The sequence below is a fragment of the Edaphobacter sp. genome (assembly GCF_028283685.1).
In the GTDB taxonomy this organism is placed as follows: Bacteria; Acidobacteriota; Terriglobia; order Terriglobales; family Acidobacteriaceae; genus Edaphobacter.
The window spans coordinates 94,970-116,367 of record NZ_JAPWKF010000006.1 but is presented as its reverse complement, the minus strand read 5'-3'; the positions used below and the strand labels follow the sequence as shown (position 1 = coordinate 116,367).

General features: G+C 64.4%; 9 protein-coding genes. 2 read left to right on the top strand and 7 right to left on the bottom strand.

What is annotated here, in order from left to right:
* Positions 1–36: 36 nt before the first annotated feature.
* Complete coding sequence (locus PW789_RS09095; protein ID WP_299374690.1) at positions 37–1,719, bottom strand: S53 family peptidase; 1,683 nt, start codon at positions 1,717–1,719, stop codon at positions 37–39.
* Positions 1,720–2,021: 302 nt separating this feature from the next.
* On the opposite strand from PW789_RS09095, the gene PW789_RS09090 reads away from it, so the two are divergent.
* Positions 2,022–5,441, top strand: a complete 3,420-nt coding sequence (locus PW789_RS09090) for a TonB-dependent receptor (RefSeq protein ID WP_299374687.1) — start codon at positions 2,022–2,024, stop codon at positions 5,439–5,441.
* Positions 5,442–5,576: 135 nt separating this feature from the next.
* On the opposite strand, the gene PW789_RS09085 is transcribed toward PW789_RS09090, so the two are convergent.
* A complete protein-coding gene (locus PW789_RS09085; protein WP_367182519.1) occupies positions 5,577–9,014 on the bottom strand; it encodes a carboxypeptidase regulatory-like domain-containing protein in 3,438 nt (1,145 codons plus the stop codon).
* A gap of 89 nt (positions 9,015–9,103) precedes the next feature.
* A complete protein-coding gene (gene mnmE / locus PW789_RS09080) occupies positions 9,104–10,843 on the bottom strand; it encodes a tRNA uridine-5-carboxymethylaminomethyl(34) synthesis GTPase MnmE (protein WP_367182534.1) in 1,740 nt (579 codons plus the stop codon).
* Positions 10,844–11,094: 251 nt separating this feature from the next.
* Between mnmE and PW789_RS09075 the strand changes: the two genes are divergently transcribed.
* Positions 11,095–12,183 (top strand): glycoside hydrolase family 88 protein, encoded by a 1,089-nt coding sequence (locus PW789_RS09075; protein ID WP_299374684.1) that lies wholly within the window; start codon positions 11,095–11,097, stop codon positions 12,181–12,183.
* Between the two features lie 99 nt (positions 12,184–12,282).
* On the opposite strand, the gene PW789_RS09070 is transcribed toward PW789_RS09075, so the two are convergent.
* The 4 genes from PW789_RS09070 to PW789_RS09055 form a co-directional block, all read right to left on the bottom strand.
* Positions 12,283–14,193, bottom strand: coding sequence for an energy transducer TonB (locus PW789_RS09070; RefSeq protein WP_299374681.1), 1,911 nt, complete (start codon positions 14,191–14,193; stop codon positions 12,283–12,285).
* Positions 14,194–14,348: 155 nt separating this feature from the next.
* Positions 14,349–16,865 (bottom strand): TonB-dependent receptor, encoded by a 2,517-nt coding sequence (locus tag PW789_RS09065; protein ID WP_299374678.1) that lies wholly within the window; start codon positions 16,863–16,865, stop codon positions 14,349–14,351.
* Entirely contained in the window at positions 16,757–17,767 is a 1,011-nt protein-coding gene (locus PW789_RS09060; protein WP_299374676.1) for a carboxypeptidase-like regulatory domain-containing protein, read from the bottom strand. The genes PW789_RS09065 and PW789_RS09060 overlap by 109 nt, the downstream gene beginning before the upstream one ends.
* Before the next feature lie 280 nt (positions 17,768–18,047).
* On the bottom strand, positions 18,048–21,311 hold the full coding sequence (locus PW789_RS09055; RefSeq protein ID WP_299374674.1) for a TonB-dependent receptor: 3,264 nt from the start codon (positions 21,309–21,311) through the stop codon (positions 18,048–18,050).
* Positions 21,312–21,398 lie beyond the last annotated feature (87 nt).

Sequence of the window (21,398 nt, the reverse complement as noted above, 5' to 3'; positions counted from 1 at the left end):
GCCGAGGCGTGAAAAGGTGACGATTGCGGTTACGGCTCAGCGACGCTTCGCTGGCTTCCTGACTGCTGCCTTTCCGGCTGGCTTCTTCACTGCCTTCTTTGCCGACTTCTTCTTTGGTGGTGTTGTTTTCTTTGCGGTCTTCTTCTTTGTCTTCGTGGCGGAAGCGGCGGCGGCGATGATCGCGGTGCCGATGGGTGAGCCGAGGCCGGTGCAGGCGTCCCAGCCTATGGCGGCCTGGAAGGCTCCGTTGTTGCCGGCGGTGATGTCGTGGAAGGCGCTGGGTTTGGCGTAGAGGGCGGGCTGGAGGAATCCTGCGGTCGTCTTGTTCTGCGCGTTGGCGATGGCGATGAGTCCTGCCCAGAGCGGAGCGACGGCGCTGGTGCCTCCGATGACGGCGGTCTGTCCGTCGACGCGTACCTGATAGCCGGTGGAGGGGTCGGCGTCGCCGGCGACGTCGGGCACGCCGCGGCCTTTTGCTGTGGCCGGGATGTTCTTTTGCCAGGCGGGTTGCGGGAAGACGGCGCTGATGCCGCCGCCGGTGGCTCCTTCGTTGCTGGCGGTCTCGTTCCAGACGACCTCGGAGGTGATGGTGGTGCCGGAGCCCTGAAGGCGGGTGCCTCCGCAGGCGAGGACGTGCGGGCTGGAGGCGGGGAAGTCGACGTGGTTGGCGCCGTCACCGACGCCGTCGTCGGAGCCATTGTCGCCGGCAGCGACGGTGATGGTGATGCCTAGAGCGGCGGCGGACTGCGCGGCAGCGTCCATGGCCTGCATGGCCTGCGTGGTCCAGCTGGATTCCGGACCGCCCCAGCTGATGGAGATGACGGAGGGCTTGTTGGTGGTGTCGTGGATGGCGGTGCTGAGCGCGTCGAGGAAGCCCTGGTCGGTGTTGGGGGCGAAGTAGACGGCGACGTTGACTCCGGGAGCGACGGCGGCGGCGACTTCAATGTCGAGCATGACTTCGCCGTCGGCTCCGTTGGCGTCGCCGGGGGTGTTTTTGCCTTTATCGACGGAGACCGCGGTGACGGCGGGGGCAGCGAGGCCGAGGGATTTGAAGTAGGCGGTGAGGTCGGCGGTACGGTAGCCGCCGCCGAGCTCGAGGATGCCGACGGTCTGCCCTTTGGCGGAGGCGTTGGCGGGAAAGCCGTAGAGCTGGCCGACCTGCACGGGCGTGTAGGAGGTGCTTACGGCCTTCGCATGCGCGATGCGAAAGTGGGGCACCGCCTGCGGACGATCGTCGAGGCCGAGGACGGCTTCGACCTTGCCGGTGAGCGAGGTGGGCAGGCTGATGCTGCCGGAGCGGATGCGGTAGGACTTGCCGTCGGTGCAGTGGTGCTGCTGGAGGGTGACGCCGAAGGCCTTCTGCATGGCGGCGACGGTTCCGGTGAGCTGGACGGTGCGACGCTCGGGGTGCGCGACGGCGGTGAGGCCGAAGCGCCTGGCGAAGGAGCGGACGGCGGTAATGGCGTCGGGTTTGGCGGCGTGGCGCGCCTTGTACTGGGTGCGGGTAAGTCGCAGGGCGCCGAGCGTTGCGGTGTCGAGGGGCTGCTTGCGGCAGACGATGACGGAGACGGTGATGCGGCGCGTGGAGGGGAGCGATGCCGGTCCTGTGGACTCGCGGAAGGCTGGCTTTTCGCTGCCGGGTAAGAGTGTGCGGGCTTCGGTTACTTTTTCGCGAGGAGCGGGACGGGGGGAGGAGGAGGTTTTTTTCTTTGTCGTCAAAGCTGGCGCCCTCACATGCGCTGGTGATTGGACGTCGGCGAGGGGCGAACTGCTGCTTGGGGAGGATTTCATCGCGTAAACAGAGGGCGATTCGCTACAGGTGCGGCGATGGCGCGATGGATGCGTCTCTGGAATTCTCTTGACAACTTTCCGGGGTCGTCCTGAAGATGTTTCGGCTTTCAACACTTGATCCGAGACAGTTGCATATTTCGCGGCCACTCAGACAGAGCACATCGCCTGGCCCGGCAGTTCCTACTTATGAACGATGCAGTACCCCGATGCAGCACCCAAGGAGAGGCCCCTTGAACGACCTATTGGCATTTCTACGTCCTGCTCCTACGAAGTGGCGGCGGATGACGGCGACGGCGGGCATGCTGCTGTTGCTTGCCGCGTGGCAGCATCCCCTTGCAGTTGCGCAGACGAGCTTCGGCACGATCACCGGCACGGTGAACGATCCGACGGGCGCGGTGGTGGCGAACGCGGCGGTGACGGTGACGAATGGGGACACCAACCAGTCGCGTGTGCTGAACACGGATAATTCGGGCACCTTCAACGTGCCGTCGCTGCCGCCGGGCCACTACGTGGTGAAGGTGGAGGCGACGGGCTTTTCGACGCAGCAGGGTACGCCGCTGGTGCTGGCGGCAGACCAGACGGCGCGTATCGACTTCAAACTGACGGTGGGCGGTACGAACCAGCTGGTGACGGTGGACACGACCTCGTCTTCGCTGCAGACGGACAGCCCGACGGTGGGCGCGACGATCGACGCGAAGAAGGTGGTGGACCTGCCGCTGAACGGAAGAAACTTCGTGCAGCTGACGCAGCTGATTCCGGGGGTGAATCCGGGCACGGTGTCGTCGATTGCGGCACGACGCGGACGCGGCTCGATCGGCCAGTCGGACGCAAACGGCGGATTGACGGCGACGCAGATCAACGGTCAGCGCGATACGCAGAACCGCTACTTCATCGAAGGCTCGGAGGCGATGGACTACGACGCGAACACGTATGCGTTCTCGCCGTCGGTGGATGCGATCTCGCAGTTCAAGGTGGATACGAGCAGCTCGACGGCGGAGTATGGCGCGGCGCTGGGCGGATTCATCAACATCATCATGAAGTCGGGCACGAATGCGTATCACGGCACACTGTGGGAGTTCAATCGCAACAACTTCTTTACGAAGACGCATGACTTCATCTCGACGACGAACCCGAACCCCACGGCGCAGCGGCTGAACCGCAACCAGTTCGGAGGCAATGTGGGCGGGCCGATTCGCATTCCGGGGCTGTACAACGGAAGGGACCGCACCTTCTTCTTCGTCAACGAGGAGGAGGGGCGCAATCTCTCGGCGGCGGCGCCGTCGTTTCTGCAGGTGCCTTCGCTGGCGCAGCAGGCGGGCAATCTTACGGGCGTGACGGGCCGCGTGCTGCAGGCAGGCACAGGCACGGCGACGACCGATGCCATCATCGATCCGACGACGGGACAGCCGTTTGCGAACAAGCAGATTCCTCTGGGGCGGATCAGCCCGAGCGCGCTGAAGCTGCTGAGCTACACGCCGCCGAATGGAAGCTATGCCAGCGGCACCAACTACCAGACGATTGCGGCGCGTGCGCTGGCGACACAGAGAGACATCATCACGCGCATCGACCATCAGCTGTTCAAGAACGATCAGCTGAACGGCCACTACATCTACGACAACACGTTCAACGCGGGCGCTCCGCTGTTTGGCCACGATGAGGATGACAACCGCGCCATCACGCACAATATCGCGGTGTCGGAGGTGCATACCTTCAACTCGCGCTATGTGAACACCGTGATCTACGGGTATCACCGGTTCACGGAGCTTGAGACCTTCGGCACGACGGGCGATGCGAACTACGATATCGCGAATGCGCTCGGCATTCCGTTCGCCTCGACCGATCCGCACTTCTATGGACCGCCGACGGTGAGCATCAGCGGCCCGGATGGCGTCTTCAACCTGTTTCAACTGCGGCGCAACATCGGCCCGCGCAACCGGTCCAACAGCGCGCACACGGTGGACGAGAGGCTTTCGGCGCAGCTGGGCAAGCACTTCGTGACGCTCGGCGGACAGTTCACATTCCGCAACGATACGTTCGACCAGATCCGCGACCCGCGCGGCACGTTCAACTTCAACGGGCAGTGGACAGGCTCTGCGCTTGCGGATTTTCTGCTGGGCTACATGAATACGTCGAGCATCAACCCGACGCATACGTACACCAACATCCGCGACCTGCTGCAGGGATATTTTGTGCAGGACAGCTGGCGCTTCAGCAACAAGATGACGCTGACGCTGGGTCTGCGCTGGGACCACATGCCGCCGTGGGTGCAGAACAACGATCAATACGCCGCGATTGCGACGCTGCCGAACGGGACGCCGGGCGCGCTGCTGACGCCGGCCAGCTCCAAGTATGGCCGCGGGTTGATTCCGCCGCACTACTACGACTTTGCGCCTCGCCTGGGCTTTGCGTATCAGCCGTTCGGGGAAGGCACGGTGCTGCGCGGCGGCTTCGGCATGTACTACACGTCGGACATCGCGAACCAGCCGTTCAGCTGGGCCGAGGGCGCGCAGGCGCAGGCGGGTGCGGCACTGACGTACAGCAGCCAGGCGCGTGTCGGCGTGGCGTCGAATCCGCAGGCTTCGTTTGCGAACCCCTTTCCCGGTGTGACGCTGGGAGGGCCGTCGACGTATCCGTTTGCCAACTCGGTCGATCCGAACCTGCAGGACGCGTACACACTGCAGTACAACCTTACGGTGGAACAGCAGCTACCTTACAAGCTGGTGTCGACGGTGGCCTACGTGGGCGCACGCACGACGCATAACTACAGCTACTACTCCGACGTGAACATTCCCTTCCCTGTCGATCCGACGACGCCGGGGCTGGCTTCGCTGGCATTACGGCGACCGAACCAGACCTTCAAGTCGGGCGGCAATGCACGTTCGATTGCGGCGGACTTTTCGAATGCGAGCGCGAGCTACAACTCGCTGCAGGCGAAGGTGGAGCGCAAGGTGGGACAGGGGCTGACGATCCTGGGAGCGTATACGTGGTCGCATGCGATCTCGGGGCCGGCGGATATCGGCGGCTATGTGGGAGGCGGTACGTTCGGGCCGAACGGCCTGAATGTCTACGACCCGCGATCGGATCGCTCGTCGTCGATCTATGACCTTCGCAATCGCCTGGTGGCGACGGTGCTGTGGGACGTGCCGTTCTTCCACCACACGACGGGGCTGAAGAAGCTGTTGCTGGACGGCATCCAGGTGTCGACGATCTACGTGGCGCAGACGGGGCCGGGAGGCGTGGTGACAAACAACCTCGACCGCACGGGAACGGGACTGGCCTCGCGAGCGGACATGGTTGCGGGGCAGGACCCGAACGGACCGGCGGGAGGTCGCACCAACCTGCGCTACTTCAACACGGCTGCGTTTACGACGGCGGCGCTGGGTACGTTCGGCACGGAGCCGCGCACGTCGGCCATTACGCTGCCGGGCATCTCCAACGACGACTCCTCGTTTGTGAAGGGCTTCAAGTTCGGCGAGAGCCGCAACTTCCAGCTGCGCGCGGATATCTTCAACCTGTTCCTGCACTACAACCCGAATCCGAATGCGGTGGGCGTGGCGCTGAACAACGCGAATACGTTCGGCAAGCTGGGCGGCGGAACGTCGGACCAGGTCTCGCGCATCATTCAGCTGTCGGGCAAGCTGTACTTCTAAGTCGACAGTCGCTACCCAGCCGCGCGGTGCTCTCTGCTTCTTCGAGATCGCACCGCGCGGTTTTTATTTTCCGGAAGGCGGCAAAAAAAAGCCCGGCCAGTTTCAGCCGGGCTTGTACAAGAGGATGAAACGTCGTTAGAAGGCGTAACGGAGGCTGAACTGGAACTGGCGCTCCGAGCCGTAGGTGTTTCCCTTGCCGGTGATCTTGCCGAAGTTGGCGTCGGTCGGACCCATGTCGGGGTTGTCGAGGTTGGGATGGTTGGTGTAGTTGAAGGCCTCCGCCTTGAAGATCAGCTGATGATTTTCGTGGCTGGGGACGACATGGAAGGCCTTCTGCAGCGCCGCGGAGAAGCTCTGGAAGCCGGGGCCATAGATCAGGCCACGCATTCCGCGCGGGGCAAAGGTACCGGAGTTTGCCGGAGACCAGACGCTGGCATCGAACCACTGATTGCTGTTCTGGTAACCCGAGAATTGATGGGGGAGCTTCGGATTCGAGGAGACGACCCAGAGCTGGTTGCCCGAACCGGGACCAACACCGGCGCGGTCGTTGTTCTGCGAGACGGTCTGGGGAACGCCGCTCTGTCCCTGGATGGTTCCGGAGAACTGCCAGTTGGCGATCGTCGCTTTTTCAAAGGCGTTGCTGGTGTTGGTTGCGATCGGGAGATCCCAGACGTAGTTGAGCACCAGCACGTGACGCGTGTCGAAGTCGCTGGGTCCGTAGAAGTTCGACTTGTCGTACGCGTTGGGCAGGTTGGTGCCGTTGGAGGAGCCGAAGTCCAGACTCTTGGACCAGGTGTACGCCGCGCCGAAGAGCAGTCCCTTGGTGAGACGGCGCTTGAAGTTGGCCTGCAGGGAGTGGTACATGGAGGCTCCCTGATTCTGGGCTTCGGTGATGGTGGAGTAGCCCTTGTAGGGGCGGAGGTAGTCGGGCGCCAGGATGGTCGGATTGGCCTGGATGGTTCCGGGCTGGAGCTGGTTGATGTTGGCAAGCTGCTCGAGGTGAATTCCCCTGCGGCCGACGTAGCTGAGAGTCAGGACTCCGATGTTCTTGAACTCCTGCTCGACGGTGAGGTTCCAACCCCAGGAGTTGGGGCTGGGGTAGTTGTACTGATGCGAGGTGAAGTTGAGCGGGGTTGCGTTGGTTCCGACGCCTCCGGGGGTGTCCACGTTGCCGCGGGTGACCGTCGAGGAGGGCTGGAAGGGCGCGTTGCCGCCGACCTGCACGTTGTCGCTGATGCCGAGGCGCTGCACGTAACGACCGCCACCGCCACGGATGACCATGCCCGGCTGCACCTGATAGGAGAAGCCAAAGCGCGGCTGGATATCGGTCCAGATGGTGGGATGGTAGCCACGGGGCAGGTCGTGGAAGTTGGAGGCGTATCCGTTGGACAGGATGGCGGCAGGAACATGTCCCTGGGCCGAGCTGGGGAAGCCGTTGCCGGGGATCACAACGCCGTTGAGCTGCGTGCCGCCGGTGACGAAGCCGGTATTGGGATCGACCGTAGGCGCCGCGGCGGAGTTGTAGTAGGTCGGGTTGAAGAACGACTGGTTGCCCCACTTGGCGAAGTAGGGCGTGTTGACGCTGTAGCGTGCGCCGTACTCGAGAACGAGCTTGGAGTTTACGCGCCACTGGTCCTGCGCGAAGCCTTCAAACATGTTGCTGCGGAAGAGGGTGTAGGAGCGTGTGCCGATCTCGGCGTAGGTATCGAAGAGGCCGGCTGCCGCATTGGCGACGGCGACGTTGGTGGTGGGAACGGGTGCTGCCGTGCTTCCGCCGCGAGCGTCGGAGAAGACGAAGAAGCCGTTCTGGTTGTTGGTCGATCCGGGAATGGTGCTGGAGACGTTGATCTGGTCGAAGTTGTTTTCGCCAGCGTACTCCCACAGGCCGCCGATCTTGAGGGTGTGGTTGCCCCAGACCTTGGTGATGCTGTCGCCGACGTCATAGACGATACCGCCGGAGTGCGAGGGATAAGGTCCGCCGTCGAGCGTGCTGAAGTTGGCGATCTGGATGGTTGGGATCTTATCGGGCAACACCTTATCCGCACCGTCGTACAGGTAGGGATAGTTGATGCCGTAGTTGGTGCGGTTATACAGGCCCGACGAGGTATCGATGCCGATGGTGACGTGATCGGCAGCGGCGGAGACATAGGCGTCGTTGACCATCGTGGGGCTGATCGTCCAGGTCCAGTGCACGACACCGATCTGGTTGGGGCGAGACCAGACCTGCGGCGTACGGTTGAAGTTGCCATAGTGCGGGCTGACGCTGTTGTAGTTGTAGTTCAGCATGGCGAACCGAATGTGATGCTTATCGGTGGGCACAAAGTCAACGGTTACGGAGTCCTTGCGCTGCGATTCCGTGTACGGAGCAGAATCGATCCAGTTGTTGCTGGGATTGTTGGGCGCATTGGGGAGCGGATAGGCGTTGAGCAGGCCGATACCGTTGGCGCTGAGCTGCGAAGCAGGAATGATGTTGTTGGCATAGGGAACGCCGGTGGTGGGGTTCACAATCTGCACGGGGTGGTTGTAGAAGATGTTGGGGCCGAGCAGCTCGCTGAAGTTGCCCTGACGCATCAGCGCGGTCGGAGCCTTCTGCTGCGACAGGTCGTCGTGGACGTACTTGATCCACTCCTGGCCGACGAGGAAGAAGAGCTTGTCGCGGTTCCTGTTGAAGTGGCCGGGGATGAAGACGGGGCCATTGAGGTTCCAGCCGAACTGGTTGAAGCGGAAGGCCTGACGTTCCTGCCCGTTGAAGTTGCGCTGCCAGGTGTTGGCGTTGAGGGCGGTGTTGCGGAAGTACTCGAAGGCGCTGCCGTGGAGATCGCTGGTGCCGCTCTTGGGAACCATGCGGATCTGACCGCCGGAGGTGCGACCGTACTCTGCCGGATAGCTGGTGGTGAGGACCTGGATCTGCGAGGTGGAGTCGACGTCGGCGACGCCGGTGCTGGTGCCGTTGGAACGCGTACGCACCATGGGCACGCCGTCGAAGGTGATCAGGCTCTCCTGCGAACGGGCGCCGTTGACGTTGATGCCGTTGTCGAGGCCGAAGGAGAAGGATGCCATCGAGTTGCTGCGAACGACGCCGGGCTCGAGCTGCGAGAGGTAGATCGGGTTACGGCCGTTGAGCTGGATGTTCTTGACCTGCTCCTGGGTGATGAGCTGGCCGACCGAACCGCTCTCGGTCTGCACGGTGTTGACGTTGGCTTCGACGGTGATGGACTCGGTGGACTCACCGACCTTCATGTTGACGTCGACGCGGCGACCGATGTTGGGATCGACGCGCACATCGTTGAGTGTGGTCGACTGGAAGCCCTGCGCCTCGACGCGCATGTTGTAGCTGCCGGTGGGGAGGTTGGTGATGTTGAAATTGCCGCCGTTGTCGGAGGTGATGTGCAGTTCCGAACGGGTGGCGTTGTTGCTGAGTGTGATGTTGGCCTTGGGCACGACTGCGCCCGACGAGTCTGTCACTGTACCGGTAAGAGATGACGTGTCCTGAGCTCGCGCGTTAATAACGGCGAAGAACAAAACACACACGCATGCAAGCATCGCGAAGATGGGAAACTTTCTATAAGTCACTCTTTGCCTCCAAAGGGTGTTGCAACACCTCGTTGTGTTCTCGTTCCATCCCGTTACCGCTAACGAGGTGTTTTTTGCGGCCCCCCGTTTTAAGGAATGTCGACACCTGCTGTCAAGCGAACAGATGATGACAAAGGCGACTCGCCGGAGGGTACCCATCGTTCCGTCTTATGTATCAATATGTTGCAGATATTCTGCCCGGAGAGAGCGAAGTGGTCACCCTGTTCCAAATTGTGGTCTGACCACTTAAAAAGCGCCGACCGCACGCCGTAACTTTCGCTGGAGATGCAGATACGGCCATTCGAGCAGGAGTTACAACTCGCGGTCAGGGTGTTGCGCGCTCGATCCAAAAGCACTGCCGGACGCAGTTCTATTTGCCGAATGCAGAAGGTGGAGAAGATGAGGTGGAGAATGTCGTCGGCGGTGGTGGCTCCGGTGAGGGCGTCGAGCGAGGAGAGGGTGTCGTAGAGGTCGATCAGCAGCATCTCGTGGGGGATGGCAGCGGCTGCGGCGGTGGTGGCGCGCTCCAGGGCGGTGAGGGCCGTGAGGATGGTCTGGCGCTGGCGCAGGTTGGTGACGAGCGCGGTCTCCTGCTCGGCGGCGGTTGCTCCGGCGGTCTCCACGATGGCGCGGCGTAGTTGGGCGATGCCTTCACCGGTGATGGCCGAGGTTTGTACCGTGCGGGTGGCGGTGGTTGTGGCGATGGTTGTGCCGATCGTCTCCCTGGCGCTTGTCGCGACGCCCGTTGCCCTGGCGCTTGTGGTGGTGCTTCCCGTCGCGGCGGCGAGGTCGATCTTGTTGGCTGCGATGAGGGCGGGGCGGCCTTCGAGGGCGGAGAGGGTGGCGGCGTCTTCCGCGTGCATGGGCTGGGAGGCGTCGAGGACGATGAGGACGAGGTCGGCTTCGGCCATGGCCTCGCGGGATTTGGCGATGCCGAGGCTCTCGGCCTCGTCGGTGGCTTCGCGCAGGCCTGCTGTGTCGATCAGCTCGATGGGGATGCCCTCCACCGCGACACGCTCCGTGACGAGGTCGCGGGTGGTGCCGGGCGTGGCGGTGACGATGGCGCGGTCGCGTTCGACGAGGCGGTTGAAGAGCGACGACTTGCCGGCGTTGGGTCGGCCGACGATGGCGAGGCGCAGGCCGTCGTGCAGGATGCGTCCGTAGTCGAAGCCGCGTTGGAGCTGGCGGAGCGGGGCTTCGATGGCGGCGATGCGAGCGACGATCTCGTCGGACGGCATGGTGTCGATGTCGTCTTCGGCGAAGTCGACGCCGGCCTCGAGTGCGGCGATGAGCGTGACGAGCTGGTGCTTGACGGGGGCGATCTCGCGGGAGAGCGCTCCGCCCAGCTGGCGGGCGGCGACGCGTGCCTGGTTGAGGGTGGAGGCATCGATGAGGTCGCGCACGGCCTCGGCCTGGGTGAGGTCGAGGCGGCCGGAGAGGAAGGCGCGCTGGGTGAACTCGCCGGGCTCGGCGAGGCGTGCCCCGGCGGCGATGGCACGGCGGACGAGCAGGGCGAGCACGATGGGCGAGCCGTGCGCGGCGATCTCGACGACATCTTCAGAGGTGTAGGAGTGCGGCGCGGCGAAGAGGGTGACGACGGCTTCGTCGAGGATGGCCTGATGATCATCGACGACCAGGGCAAGGCGGGCGCGGGCGGGCGCGAGGGGATGGCGCAGGCGCACGAGAGACTCCGCGATGGAGCGTGCGAGGGCGCCGGAGAGGCGGACGATGCCGATGCCGCCACGTCCAGCCGGGGTGGAGATGGCGACGATGGTGTCGTTGATAGGGGTGGCGGCCGGGGTGGGCGCACCTGAGTCTGCCGGAGTCATCACGTAAGAGTTGTCGCTGCCTCAGGGTTAAGGATAGAACGGAGGGGTTTGGGCGATGAAACGCGGTGCGCTGCGGGGGGCAGGCCCTGCCTCCTCGATGCGGAGCGCGGGGGATGTCAGCCGCCGTGCCGGGCGGGCGCTTTTTGCATGAAGGGTACGCTGTCCGCGATGTGGGTATGCAGTGGTAGGTCCACCTGTTTAGAATGGCCCCGGCCGTATAAATACAACGATCCAAGCTTAATGAGGTGTCGATGCGTTTGAACCTGATTCTCTCCGGATGCCTTCTCGCGGGCTCCCTGACTGCCGCGCAGGCGCAGCAGAATTACTTTCAAGACTGGCCGTCCGGTGTGAGTCCCGAGATCGTGGGCAAACAATTGGCGGATCATTTTGTGACCAGCCCGCACCAGTACACCAAGACGATTCACTACTCGGAGATCTGCGCCTGGTATGGCGCGCTGCGGTTTGCCGAGCTGACGCACGATACCGCGCTGCGGGATGCGCTGATCAAGAAGTTTGAGCCGCTGATGCCGGGCGGTGCGGAGGCGGAGCGTCGCCCGGTGCGCCGTCACGTGGACGACTCCATCTTCGGCGTGGCGCCGCTGGAGATCGCACGGCAGACCAAGGATCCGAAGTTTCTGAAGGAGGGCCTGTGGTGGGCCGATCGTCAGTGGGAGAATCCGCAGCCCGATGGCCTTTCGGCCGAGACGCGCTACTGGATCGACGACATGTACATGCTGACGATGCTGCAGCTGGAGGCGTACCGCGCGAGCGGCGATAAGAAGTATCTCGACCGCGATGCGAAGGAGATGGCGGCTTATCTGGATAAGCTGCAGCAGCCGAACGGACTCTTCTTCCATGCACCGGACGTGAAGTACTTCTGGGGCCGCGGCGATGGCTGGGTGGCGGCAGGTATGGCCGAGATGCTGAGCGAGCTGCCGGAGAACCATCCGGAGCGCGCACGGATTATGAAGGGCTACACGCTGATGATGTCGTCGCTGCTGAAGTACCAGGGCAAGGACGGCATGTGGCATCAGCTGATCGACAAGGACGATGCGTGGCCGGAGAGCTCGGCCTCGGCGATGTTTGCGTACGGCATGATCATGGGCGTGAAGCATGGCTGGCTGGATGCCGCGACCTATGGCCCGGCGGCACGCAAGGCATGGATTGCCGTGGTGGGCTATGTCGACCAGAACCACGATGTGACGCAGGTCTGCGAGGGCACGGGCAAGAAGGACTCGCTGGAGTATTACTACGAGCGCAGACGCCGCACGGGCGACTTCCACGGGCAGGCTCCTGTGATGTGGGCAGCCGATGCGCTGGTGGCGGACGACGCCAAGTAGTTCTTCATTCAACTACCAACTTCAACCACTAACTACCAACTACCAAGACGAAGGCCCGGAGCGATGCTTCCGGGCCTTTGTGTTTGCGGGCTTCTGGATTTAGTCGGGGAGGCGGAAGTCGACGGTGACGGTCGTCGTCACCTCGACGGCTTCGCCGTTGAGCAGGTAGGGCTTGTAGCGATAGCGCAGGACGGCCTCCTCGGCTGCGAGCCGCAGATGGCGGTCACCATCGATCACGTGCACGAAGCGGACGGCGCCGGTCTCGGAGACGACGATCTCCATGGTGACGTGGCCTTCGATCTCGAGCGCGCGCGCCGACTCCGGATAAGCCGGAACGCGCGAGGTGAGGAGATAAGCCACCATGGTTGACCCGGGAACGCGCAGCACACCGGCGTCGATGGGAGCCTGGCTGATCTTTCCGCGGAGGGTGGGATCGCTGGTCTCGGGGTTGCGGCGCTGGGTATCGGCGGCGGACTGCGGCGGCGTCTGCGGTGCCGGCGCTGGTGCGGTGGCTGACGGAGCAGGGGCCGAGGCGGCTGGAGTGGTCGCCTGCGGCTGTTGCGGCGGCGTTATGGGAGTGGACGGAGGCGTGGACTGGGCAGTGGACTGGGCGGTGGATTGATCGGGAGATTGGGCGGGGTTTTGATCGGGGTTTTGCGGTGCGGAACCGGCGTCCGGCGCGGGCGTTGCGGCGCCGGGCTTGGGCCAATCGTCTTTGCGCTCCATCGCCGAGTCGTAGGTATGGTGGATGGACCACGCGACGCGTTCAAGCCACCGATGGCCTGCCTGGGAGTACCAGACCGCGAAGCCTGCTGCGATCAGCAGAGCAACGATCACCAGGGGAATGGCCCTGCGCGTGGGGGATGGGCCTTCGGTCTCGCGGGCGTAGTCGGAGAAGGGAGCCCTGATGCTGGGGTCATCGTCGGGATCGGAGAGCGCGAGGCCGCGCTGCGTGGTGGTCGCGCGGCGGGCGAAGACCTCGACGGGAGGGGCGGCGGCAACGATGGGAGCCACGGTGGCAGTAGGAGACGGCGCAGCAGCAGGGGGTACGACGACGGGCTGGGCTGTTGGCTGGGCGGTGGGCAGATGAGCGGTGGGCAGAACGGTTGGCGGCGCAGTGGGAGAAACGATGGGAGCCGCGGCGGCGGCGATCACCGGCTCGGGACGGGGCGTGGCAGCGGGCTTCGGCGGAATTGCCTCGGCGCGCGGCGATGCCGCCGTCTCTTCATCGGCGGCGGCTTCGGGCCGCGGTGCGGCGGGAGCATCGGTGCGGTTCCAGCGAGCCACGGTCGCCTCTTCGGCCGCAGCCTGGACCGCAGCCGGGGGATGGATCTCGGCGAGCGCGGAACCGAGCCCGGTTGCAGTGGCCGGGGCTGTCTCGGACATCTGCACGTCGAGCGCGGCCAGCTGGCGGCGCAGTTCCCCGGTGCTCTGTTCGAGCCGGGAGAGCGCATCGCCGATGGAGCGCCGCTTGCGCAGCATCTCGTCGTGATGGTCTGGATGATCGTGACGGCCAGGATCGTTGCGACTGTCGGGAGCACTGTAGATGCCGGGGTCGCCGTAGCCACCTGGATCATGATGGCCGCCTGTTTCGAGCGCGGCGGAGAACTTGCCTGCCGCAGGCGTGCGGCGCGGCAGCAGGCTGTCGACCGGCTCAGCGATGGGCGCAGGGAGCTCGACGGGACGCGCGATATCGACTCCGGCCAGCATCTGGCGCAGCTCATGCACGCCGGGGCGCTCGTGCTCGGGCAGAGCATCGGGGCCGGTGCCCGCAGAGGCCTCGACGACGGCATGCAGCATCTGGTCTTCGTTGAGAGAGCCGCTGCCGGAGTCGCTGAGCGTGTTTACGAGCGACCAGAAGTCCATGGCGAAGTGACGGCTTTCATGCAGGCTGACGAGGAGGCCGCCGAGGTGCTCGGGCGCTCCGAACGGGAGATGGTGCATGTCGAACAGCGACCGCAGACGCTTGACCGCCTGCCCGTGCTCTTCGAGTTTCTGCTCATCTGTCATGCCTGTCGTTCCTCCTGTGGCGGGATCGCCATGCTGCTGTACTGATTAGGATGCGCGGCGGGGCCCGGCAACCTGCCCGGAGGCCGTCACGGGCTCCGCAACCGCATCCGCGATTGCCGTCCCGGCGATTTTACTGCCGTAAGTGGAGGGTTGGCTTAGAACTCCATCCGCAGGCCGAGCTGCAGCTGGCGCTCGCGTGTGTTGCTGGTGCCCGCCGCGGTGTAAGTGCCGAAGGGACGTGTGTTCAGCCCCTCGGCAGCAACCGTCGCCGCGTCCTGGTAGATCAGCGGCATGACGCCGGCCGAGGCTGTGCCGGTGAGAAAGGCGCGCTGCTCCACGCCGGTGAGGTTGACGCGATTGAAGAGGTTGAAGGCCTCCACGGTGGCGTGCAGGGCGACGCGCTCCGAGAGGTGCACCACGCGCGCGATGCGCAGGTCGAGCCGCGCGGTATCGGGCAGGCGCAGCGTGTCGCGACCGACGGTGGGCAGGTAGATGGCGCCGCCTGCGTTGTTGATGGTGCTGTGGCCGCCGGAGAGATTGTCGCCGCCGGAGATCTCGTAGCTGTAGGGCCTGCCCGCGGTCTCGTAGAAGATGGCCGATGCCGTCCAACCGTTGAAGGCGCGGCGCAGCAGCAGGCTGTCGCCCCCGGCCACGCGCGGCGACCAGACGGCGCTGACCACCGCCTTGTGGGGAAAGTTGAGCCGCGAGAGACCCTTGTCGTAACGCAGGTTGAAGGGATCGAGCTGCGCGTTGACGGCGGGCGAGCCGCCTGCGCTCTGCGCCTCGTCGATGGCCTTGGACCACGTCCATGATGCACGGAACTCAAGCCCGGCGCGGCTGCGGCGCGTCGCCTCCAACACGAGCGCGTGGTAGCTGGCGCCGACGCCGGAGGTGATGGCTGTGACGGGACCGAAGTTGCTGACGAGACGCGAGGTGTAGACGGGCAGCACGAACTGCTCGCCGTTGCGCACACCGGTGCGGCCTGTACCGCCGACGAGCCGATAGGTCATCGTCTGGGTGGCGGGCGCGATGTTGAGATCGACCGAGCCCTGCAGCTGGCGGTCGAGGTTGATCAGGTAGCTCGCCGAGGCGACGATGCCGCCGCCGAGGCTGTGTTCGAGCGCGAGCGATCCCTGCTGCACCATCGGCGTGCGGAACCGGCGGCTGAAGACGGTGGCCGAGGTTGTGGAGGCAACGGCGGCAGGCGGTGTCGCAAGGTAGGAGCAGACGTAGCCGAAGCCCTGGGTGGGCATCTGCGGGCAGGCCGTCACCGCCTGGGGCGTGATGCGGATGTGCAGCGACGAGGCGGGAAGCGCCGTGTTCACCAGGGCGCTGCGCACCGTGGCCCCGGTGACGCGGCCGTAGTAGACGCCATAGCCGAGACGGATGACGCCGCCGCGCCGGCCGAAGGGCGACCACGCCACGCCCAGGCGCGGCCCGAAGTTGTTGCGATCCTCGGGAAAGATGCTGGTGGCGGCGCGATCGGAGAAGGCGGCGTCGAGCGCGGCGTCAGGCTGCTGCGGCAGGGGCAGCAGCTCGTACTCGTAACGCAGACCGGCGCTGATGCTGAGGGTGGCGCGCGGGCGCCAGGTCTCCTGCACGAAGCCCGCGACATCGCGCGTGGTCCATGCGACGCTCTGCCGGCCGAAGCTCTGCGTGAAGGACTCGAAGCAGAAGAGGTGCACCGCCGCGTAGATGGTGGGACAGCCGCCGTTGGGGTAGGCGCTGACGTTGAAGGTGTAGTCGGTGATCCAGTCGACGAGCCCACCCGCACGACCGTTGGTCGTACCGCTGTCGTAGCGGAAGGTGCCGACGGTGTTGCTGAGCGCGCTGACCTCATCGTGCGCTGTGCTGCCTTCGACGCCGAGCTGCAGGAGGTGATGGCCGAAGCTCCACGCCGCGGTCTCGATGAGCTGCGTGCGCTGCTCGTCGGGATAGGCCTGGCGGCCTACGCCTGCGGGCGTGCCGAAGCTGAAGCCGTCGGGCGCGATGGCGATCTCCGGCGCGAAGCCTCCGGGGCCGATGGCGGGCTCCTGCGGCAGGGGCGTCTGCGGCTGCTCGAATTCGAGATCGCGGCCATGGGCCAAACGCAGCTCGTTGAACAGGTGCGGGGAGATCGCCCACGTCCAGCGGCCTGCGATGCTGTCGGTCTTCGTCTCTCCGCTGCCGAGGCTGGCGACGCCACGATCGACCACGGGCGCGCCGCGCAGACCCGCAGGCACTGCCGAGCGCAGGCGGTTGTACTGCACGCTGAGGCGATGCCGCTTCGCTGCCTGCCAGTCGAGCTTGAGGAAGTGGATGGTCTGGTCGTCGCGGCGATCGACCCTGCCGGTGAGGCTGTCGAGATAGTTGAGCGCGGCATTGATCTTCGCTGCGCTGACGCCGCGGTTTGCCAGCAGGGCGCGCTGCATTGCGCTGAGGCTGTAGAAGGCCGGGTCTCCCGGCGAGGAGATCCCGGCAAAGCCGCGCTGCTGGCCGTCGAAGGCATAGAAGTAGAACAAACGGTCGCGCACGGCGGCGCCTCCCAGCGTGCCGCCGAATTGCTGCCGCAGGTCGTGCGGCTTTACGGTGCTGCTGGCGATGGCGCCATCGCGATAGGTGGTCGCCACGGCGAAGGGATCGGTCGCCGATAGCGCATCGGTTCGCGCGAGGTAGAAGGCGGTGCCGTGCAACGTATCTGTGCCGCTGCGCGAGAGCGTGGCCTGATGGTTGCTCCCGCGCCGTGACCGTACAGCGCGGAGCCGTTCTGCGTGCTGACGCGAAACTCCCGCACGGCTGCCTGCGGAAAGCTGTAGGCCGCGCCGGAGCGCCGCCACGAACCGGAGCCGCGCTGCGCCCCTCCGCGCTCGGCTCCGGGGGTTACGTCGGCGTCGTCGCTGCGCGCGGAGTCATCGGGGCTCTGCGCGCCGCGAGCCACGCCGTGGAAGCCGTTGTCGTCGGCAAGACCGTCGAGCGTGGAGCTGTTCTGGGTGACGGCGAGTCCGCGGGCGCTCAAAAGCGGCGATCCGCCGTCTCCGCCGGCCATGTCGATCGCCGGGGCCAGCAGCGCGAAGCTCTGCCAGCGGCGGCCGTCGACGGGAAGCTGGTCGATTTCGCCGGTGCTCACTACGCTGGAGACGGCAGCGCCTGCGGGCTCATCGACCGAGGCGGCATCGTCCTGCACGGTGATCGTCTCCTGGCCCGCGGCGATGCGCAGCCGGATGGAGAGCTCGGCGGCGCCACCACCCTGCACGATGATGCGATCGACGATCTGCGGCGCGAAGCCCTGCGCCTGGAGCACGACACGATAGCTGCCTGCGGGGAGATGCGCGAAGGAGAAGCCTCCGCGAGCATCGCACAGCGTATGGAAGAGGAGGGCGCGGGAGGGATCGGTGACGGTGACCTGCGCGTGGGCCACGACGGCGGAGGCCTGATCGAACGCTGTGCCGCGCAGCGCGCCTTCGACCGGCACCTGCGCCTGCAGGCTGCTGCACGAGGCAGCCAGCAGGAGGCAGATCCATGCCTGTGCGGCGCACACGCGCACACGCCGGCCGACGGCCACACCACGCCATGAGCGGGGAACTCCCTTGAACATGACCACTCCGCAAACACATCTCTGTCGGTAAACTGCTCTGCTCGACCACGAAGGTTGCGCGTGGGACCGACCTTCTCCAGGCGAGCGCCGGCTGCGCTCTGAACTGTCCGGAAGCAACCTGGGACAGGCCAGAAGCAACTCTGGGAACGCTGGAGAAGATAGCTGCAGCTTAGCGGAGTCCGGCGGAATAGAAAAGCGGCGGTGCGGGGGAGGAATCAAGGCAAGAAAAAAGGGCGGCAGCCGAAGCCACCGCCCATCAAGGTTTGAAACAAGGAAGTGTTTAGAACATGATGCGGGCGCCGAACTGGAACTGACGCACCTGGTAGGCATAGTTGCTGTTCACACCCGACGACGACGGTGTTCCGAAGTTGGTCTGGGGGGTGAGGACCGTTCCCGACAGCGTGTACGCCGTCGAGTTGATGCCGGTGATGTTCTGGTGGTTTGCCAGGTTGAAGCCCTCGGCGATCAGCTGCAGGTCGTACTTCTCGTGGAGCTTGAAGTCTTTCTGCAGACGAGCGTCGAAGACGATGTTGCGCGGAGCGTACAGGTTGTTACGACCAACCTGGGGAATGTAGCTGACGCCCGTGCCGCCCAGACCGGAGGAGTAGGGGACGAGGCAGTTGATCTGAGCGCACTGGTTGCCGCCCGAGTTGCTGACGCTGACGGAGTAGGGCAGGCCGCTCTGCACCTGGACCAGCGGCTTCAGCGACCAGCCATTGGTGACATAGTTCAGCAGGCTCTGTCCGCTGAGCCCGGGGATGTTCAGAATCGCCCAGCCTACGACGCGGTGACGGATGTTGAGCGATGAGTTGGAGTAGTTGGCGCGCTGGTTGCCGTAAGGATCGAACCAGTTGTTGGCGGTAGGTGCCGTCACCGAAGTCTGGTTGAAGTCCAGAGCATGCGCCCAGGTGTAGTTGACGTCGTAGCTGATGCGCCTGGAGTTGCGATTGGTGATGTCCACCGAGAGCGCGTTGTAGCTGGAGTTGATGTTGCTGACGACACCCGAGATGGCATTGAAGTTCTTGTTGAGTGTGTTGTAGGCGGTTGCACCGCTGGTGCTGGTGAGGTAACGGTTGGCGTAGACCTTGTTGGTCAACGTCGTACCGCAGGCGAGGTATCCGCAGGAGCCGTTGACGGCGGCGACGGTGTAGGTCTGGGTGTAGGTCTTGGTCGGGTCCAGGTTGGTGTTGATGAAGTTGGGCAGCTCACGTCCCATCGACCCCAGGTAAGCGACCGAGAGCACATGACCCATGCCAAGATCCTGCTGGATGGTGAGGTCGAACTGCTCGCTGTACGGGTTCTGCAGGTTCTTGTCCAGGTACGCGATGTTGGACGGCGCCGCGGCGACATTCGGAGCTATGGCCAGCACGTTCGGTAGCTTGATGGTATTGCCGTTGCTGTCCAGCGTGTTGTTGTAGTACGTGACGGAAGACTGCGCCGCAGCCGAACCGGTCGTGACGTAGGTGTTCAGCAACAGGCCGTTCGGGTTGCGGCCGTAGTAGAGGCCGAATCCGCCGCGAACGACCGTCTTGCCCTTACCGAAGGGATCGTAGGCGAAGCCGATGCGCGGAGCGATGTTGTTCTTGTCGGAGGGGTGATTGAGCGTCTGGGGAGCCGTCGCCGCGAAGGAGTAAGGCGAGGGCAGCTGCTCGTAGTCGTAACGGGCGCCGAGGTTCAGCGTGAGGGTGGGGGTCAGCTTCCAGTCGTCCTGCACGAAGAAGGCGTAGTCGTTGGTGGCCAGGTCGAACTTGGAGCGGCCAAAGCCCTGGGCGATGTTGCTGTAGCAGCCCAGCGATCCCCCGCCGATGGTGGGCGTCGAGCCGGTGGACGCGGAGCAGGCGCCGGAGGGCTTGAGAATGTCGGCGATGTAGTTGGCGATCGTACCGTAGAAGTACGAACCGTTGCTCTGGTAGAGATTGTCGAAGACGTCGTAGCTGTGCATCACATCCACGCCGAAGCGGATGTTGTGCTTGCGGAAGATGTAGGAGGCGGTGTCGCCGATCTGCCACTTGCGCTCATCCGGGTAGGAGGTGCGGTAGCTGTAGTACTGCGATCCGGCGTAGAAGCCATTGGATGTGTTGAGCGCGATCGCCGGGACGATGCCGGTGGCTCCCGTCAGGTGATTCACCGTGTAGTCGGTGTAGGGCTGCTGGCCTTCGTCGTTGAGCTCGCGACCGTACATGTAGCGAATGGTGTTGGTCAGGTGATCGTTGATCAGCGAGTCAAGCTTGGCGACGCCGTAGTCGAGCTTGACGAAGTCGGTGCCGAAGCTGTCGCGCGCATAGCCATTCGAAGCCTGCGTCTGCACGCCTCCCGGTGAGTCCCAGCGCAGGCGGTGATAGAGGAAGCTGGCGTGGTGCTTCGGCGTGATCTGCCAGTCGAGCTTGGGAGTGTTGATGTCCTGGTTGCCGAAGCGGGGAACGCTGCCGAGATCGGTGGCGAGATCGGCGAGCGCGGAGTTGTAACGCTGCGCGGCGACGGTGCTGGTGACGCCGAGCGCGGTCGCGAGCTGGCCGGCGACCGTTGCACTGGGCGTGGCATAGAAGGTGCCGGGGTTGTTGGCGACGGCCGTGCCGGGGAAGTTACGGCGGAACTGATCCCACGCGTAGAACCAGAAGAGCTTGTCCTTGATGATGGGACCACCCACGCCAAAGCCGTACTGGTTGCGCTTGTCCTTGGGACGGTAGGGTATCGTGGTGGTCGTTCCCGTGGCGGGATCGAAGTTGGTGAGCGCGACCTTGGGGTTGATGGAGGAGAGGAAGTCGTCGCGGCGATAGTAGTAGATCTCTCCGTGGAGCTGGTTGCCGCCGCTCTTGGTGACGGAGTTGACGACGCCGCCGACGGCGCGACCGTACTCTGCCGAGTAGACGCCGGTGAGCACCTGGAACTCGCGAACGGCGACCTGCGAGGTGGAGTAGCCGGCGCGGGTGCGTCCGCGCTCTTCGCCGAAGAAGGCCTGGTTGTCGTCGGTACCGTCGATCTGCACGTTGTTCAGGATCGAGCTGGTGGCGCGAAAGCTGATCAGGCCGAATCCGCTGGCGTCATTTGTAACACCGGGGGTTACAAGAGCGAGCGAGGACCAGCGACGATTGTTGATCGGGATGTTTTCGATCTCGGTATTGGAGAGATGGCCGCCGAAGTCGGGCGAATCGAACTTGAGGACGGGAACGTCTGCGGTGACCTCGACGGTCTGCGAGACATCACCGGTCTTGAGGTGCGGTGTCAGCGAGGTGACGTTCGAGACCTGCACAACAACACCGTTCTCGCGGCGCTCGGAGAAGCCCTGCTGCGTGATTGTAACGGTGTAGGTGCCGGGATTGAGCTGCGGAGCGCGGAAGAGGCCGGAGGCATCGGTGGTCAGGACCTGATCTGCGTTGGTGGCGTCGTTATGGATGACGACCCTCGCGTTGGGAATGGCGGCATCGGAATCGTCGGTCACGGTGCCGACGATGGCACCTTGCGTGGGCGACTGCGCCATTGCGGAGAGGCAGGCTCCGCCGCACAGCATTGTGACAAGCACAAATTTCCTGAAGTGATTCATCATCCTCTTTGGTCTCCTGAAAAAAAGAACAGGCGCGCGAAGCCGCGAGCTTGTTTGGTTCCGCATACATCTTTTGCGTGGTCGTATAGC

What these genes read in the sequence shown, in the direction of transcription:
- mnmE (WP_367182534.1), bottom strand. Translation starts at nt 10,843, where the DNA reads ATGACTCCGGCAGACTCAGGTGCGCCCACCCCGGCCGCCACCCCTATC.
- PW789_RS09075 (WP_299374684.1), top strand. Translation starts at nt 11,095, where the DNA reads ATGCGTTTGAACCTGATTCTCTCCGGATGCCTTCTCGCGGGCTCCCTG.
- PW789_RS09070 (WP_299374681.1), bottom strand. Translation starts at nt 14,193, where the DNA reads ATGACAGATGAGCAGAAACTCGAAGAGCACGGGCAGGCGGTCAAGCGT.
- PW789_RS09060 (WP_299374676.1), bottom strand. Translation starts at nt 17,767, where the DNA reads ATGTTCAAGGGAGTTCCCCGCTCATGGCGTGGTGTGGCCGTCGGCCGG.
- PW789_RS09055 (WP_299374674.1), bottom strand. Translation starts at nt 21,311, where the DNA reads ATGATGAATCACTTCAGGAAATTTGTGCTTGTCACAATGCTGTGCGGC.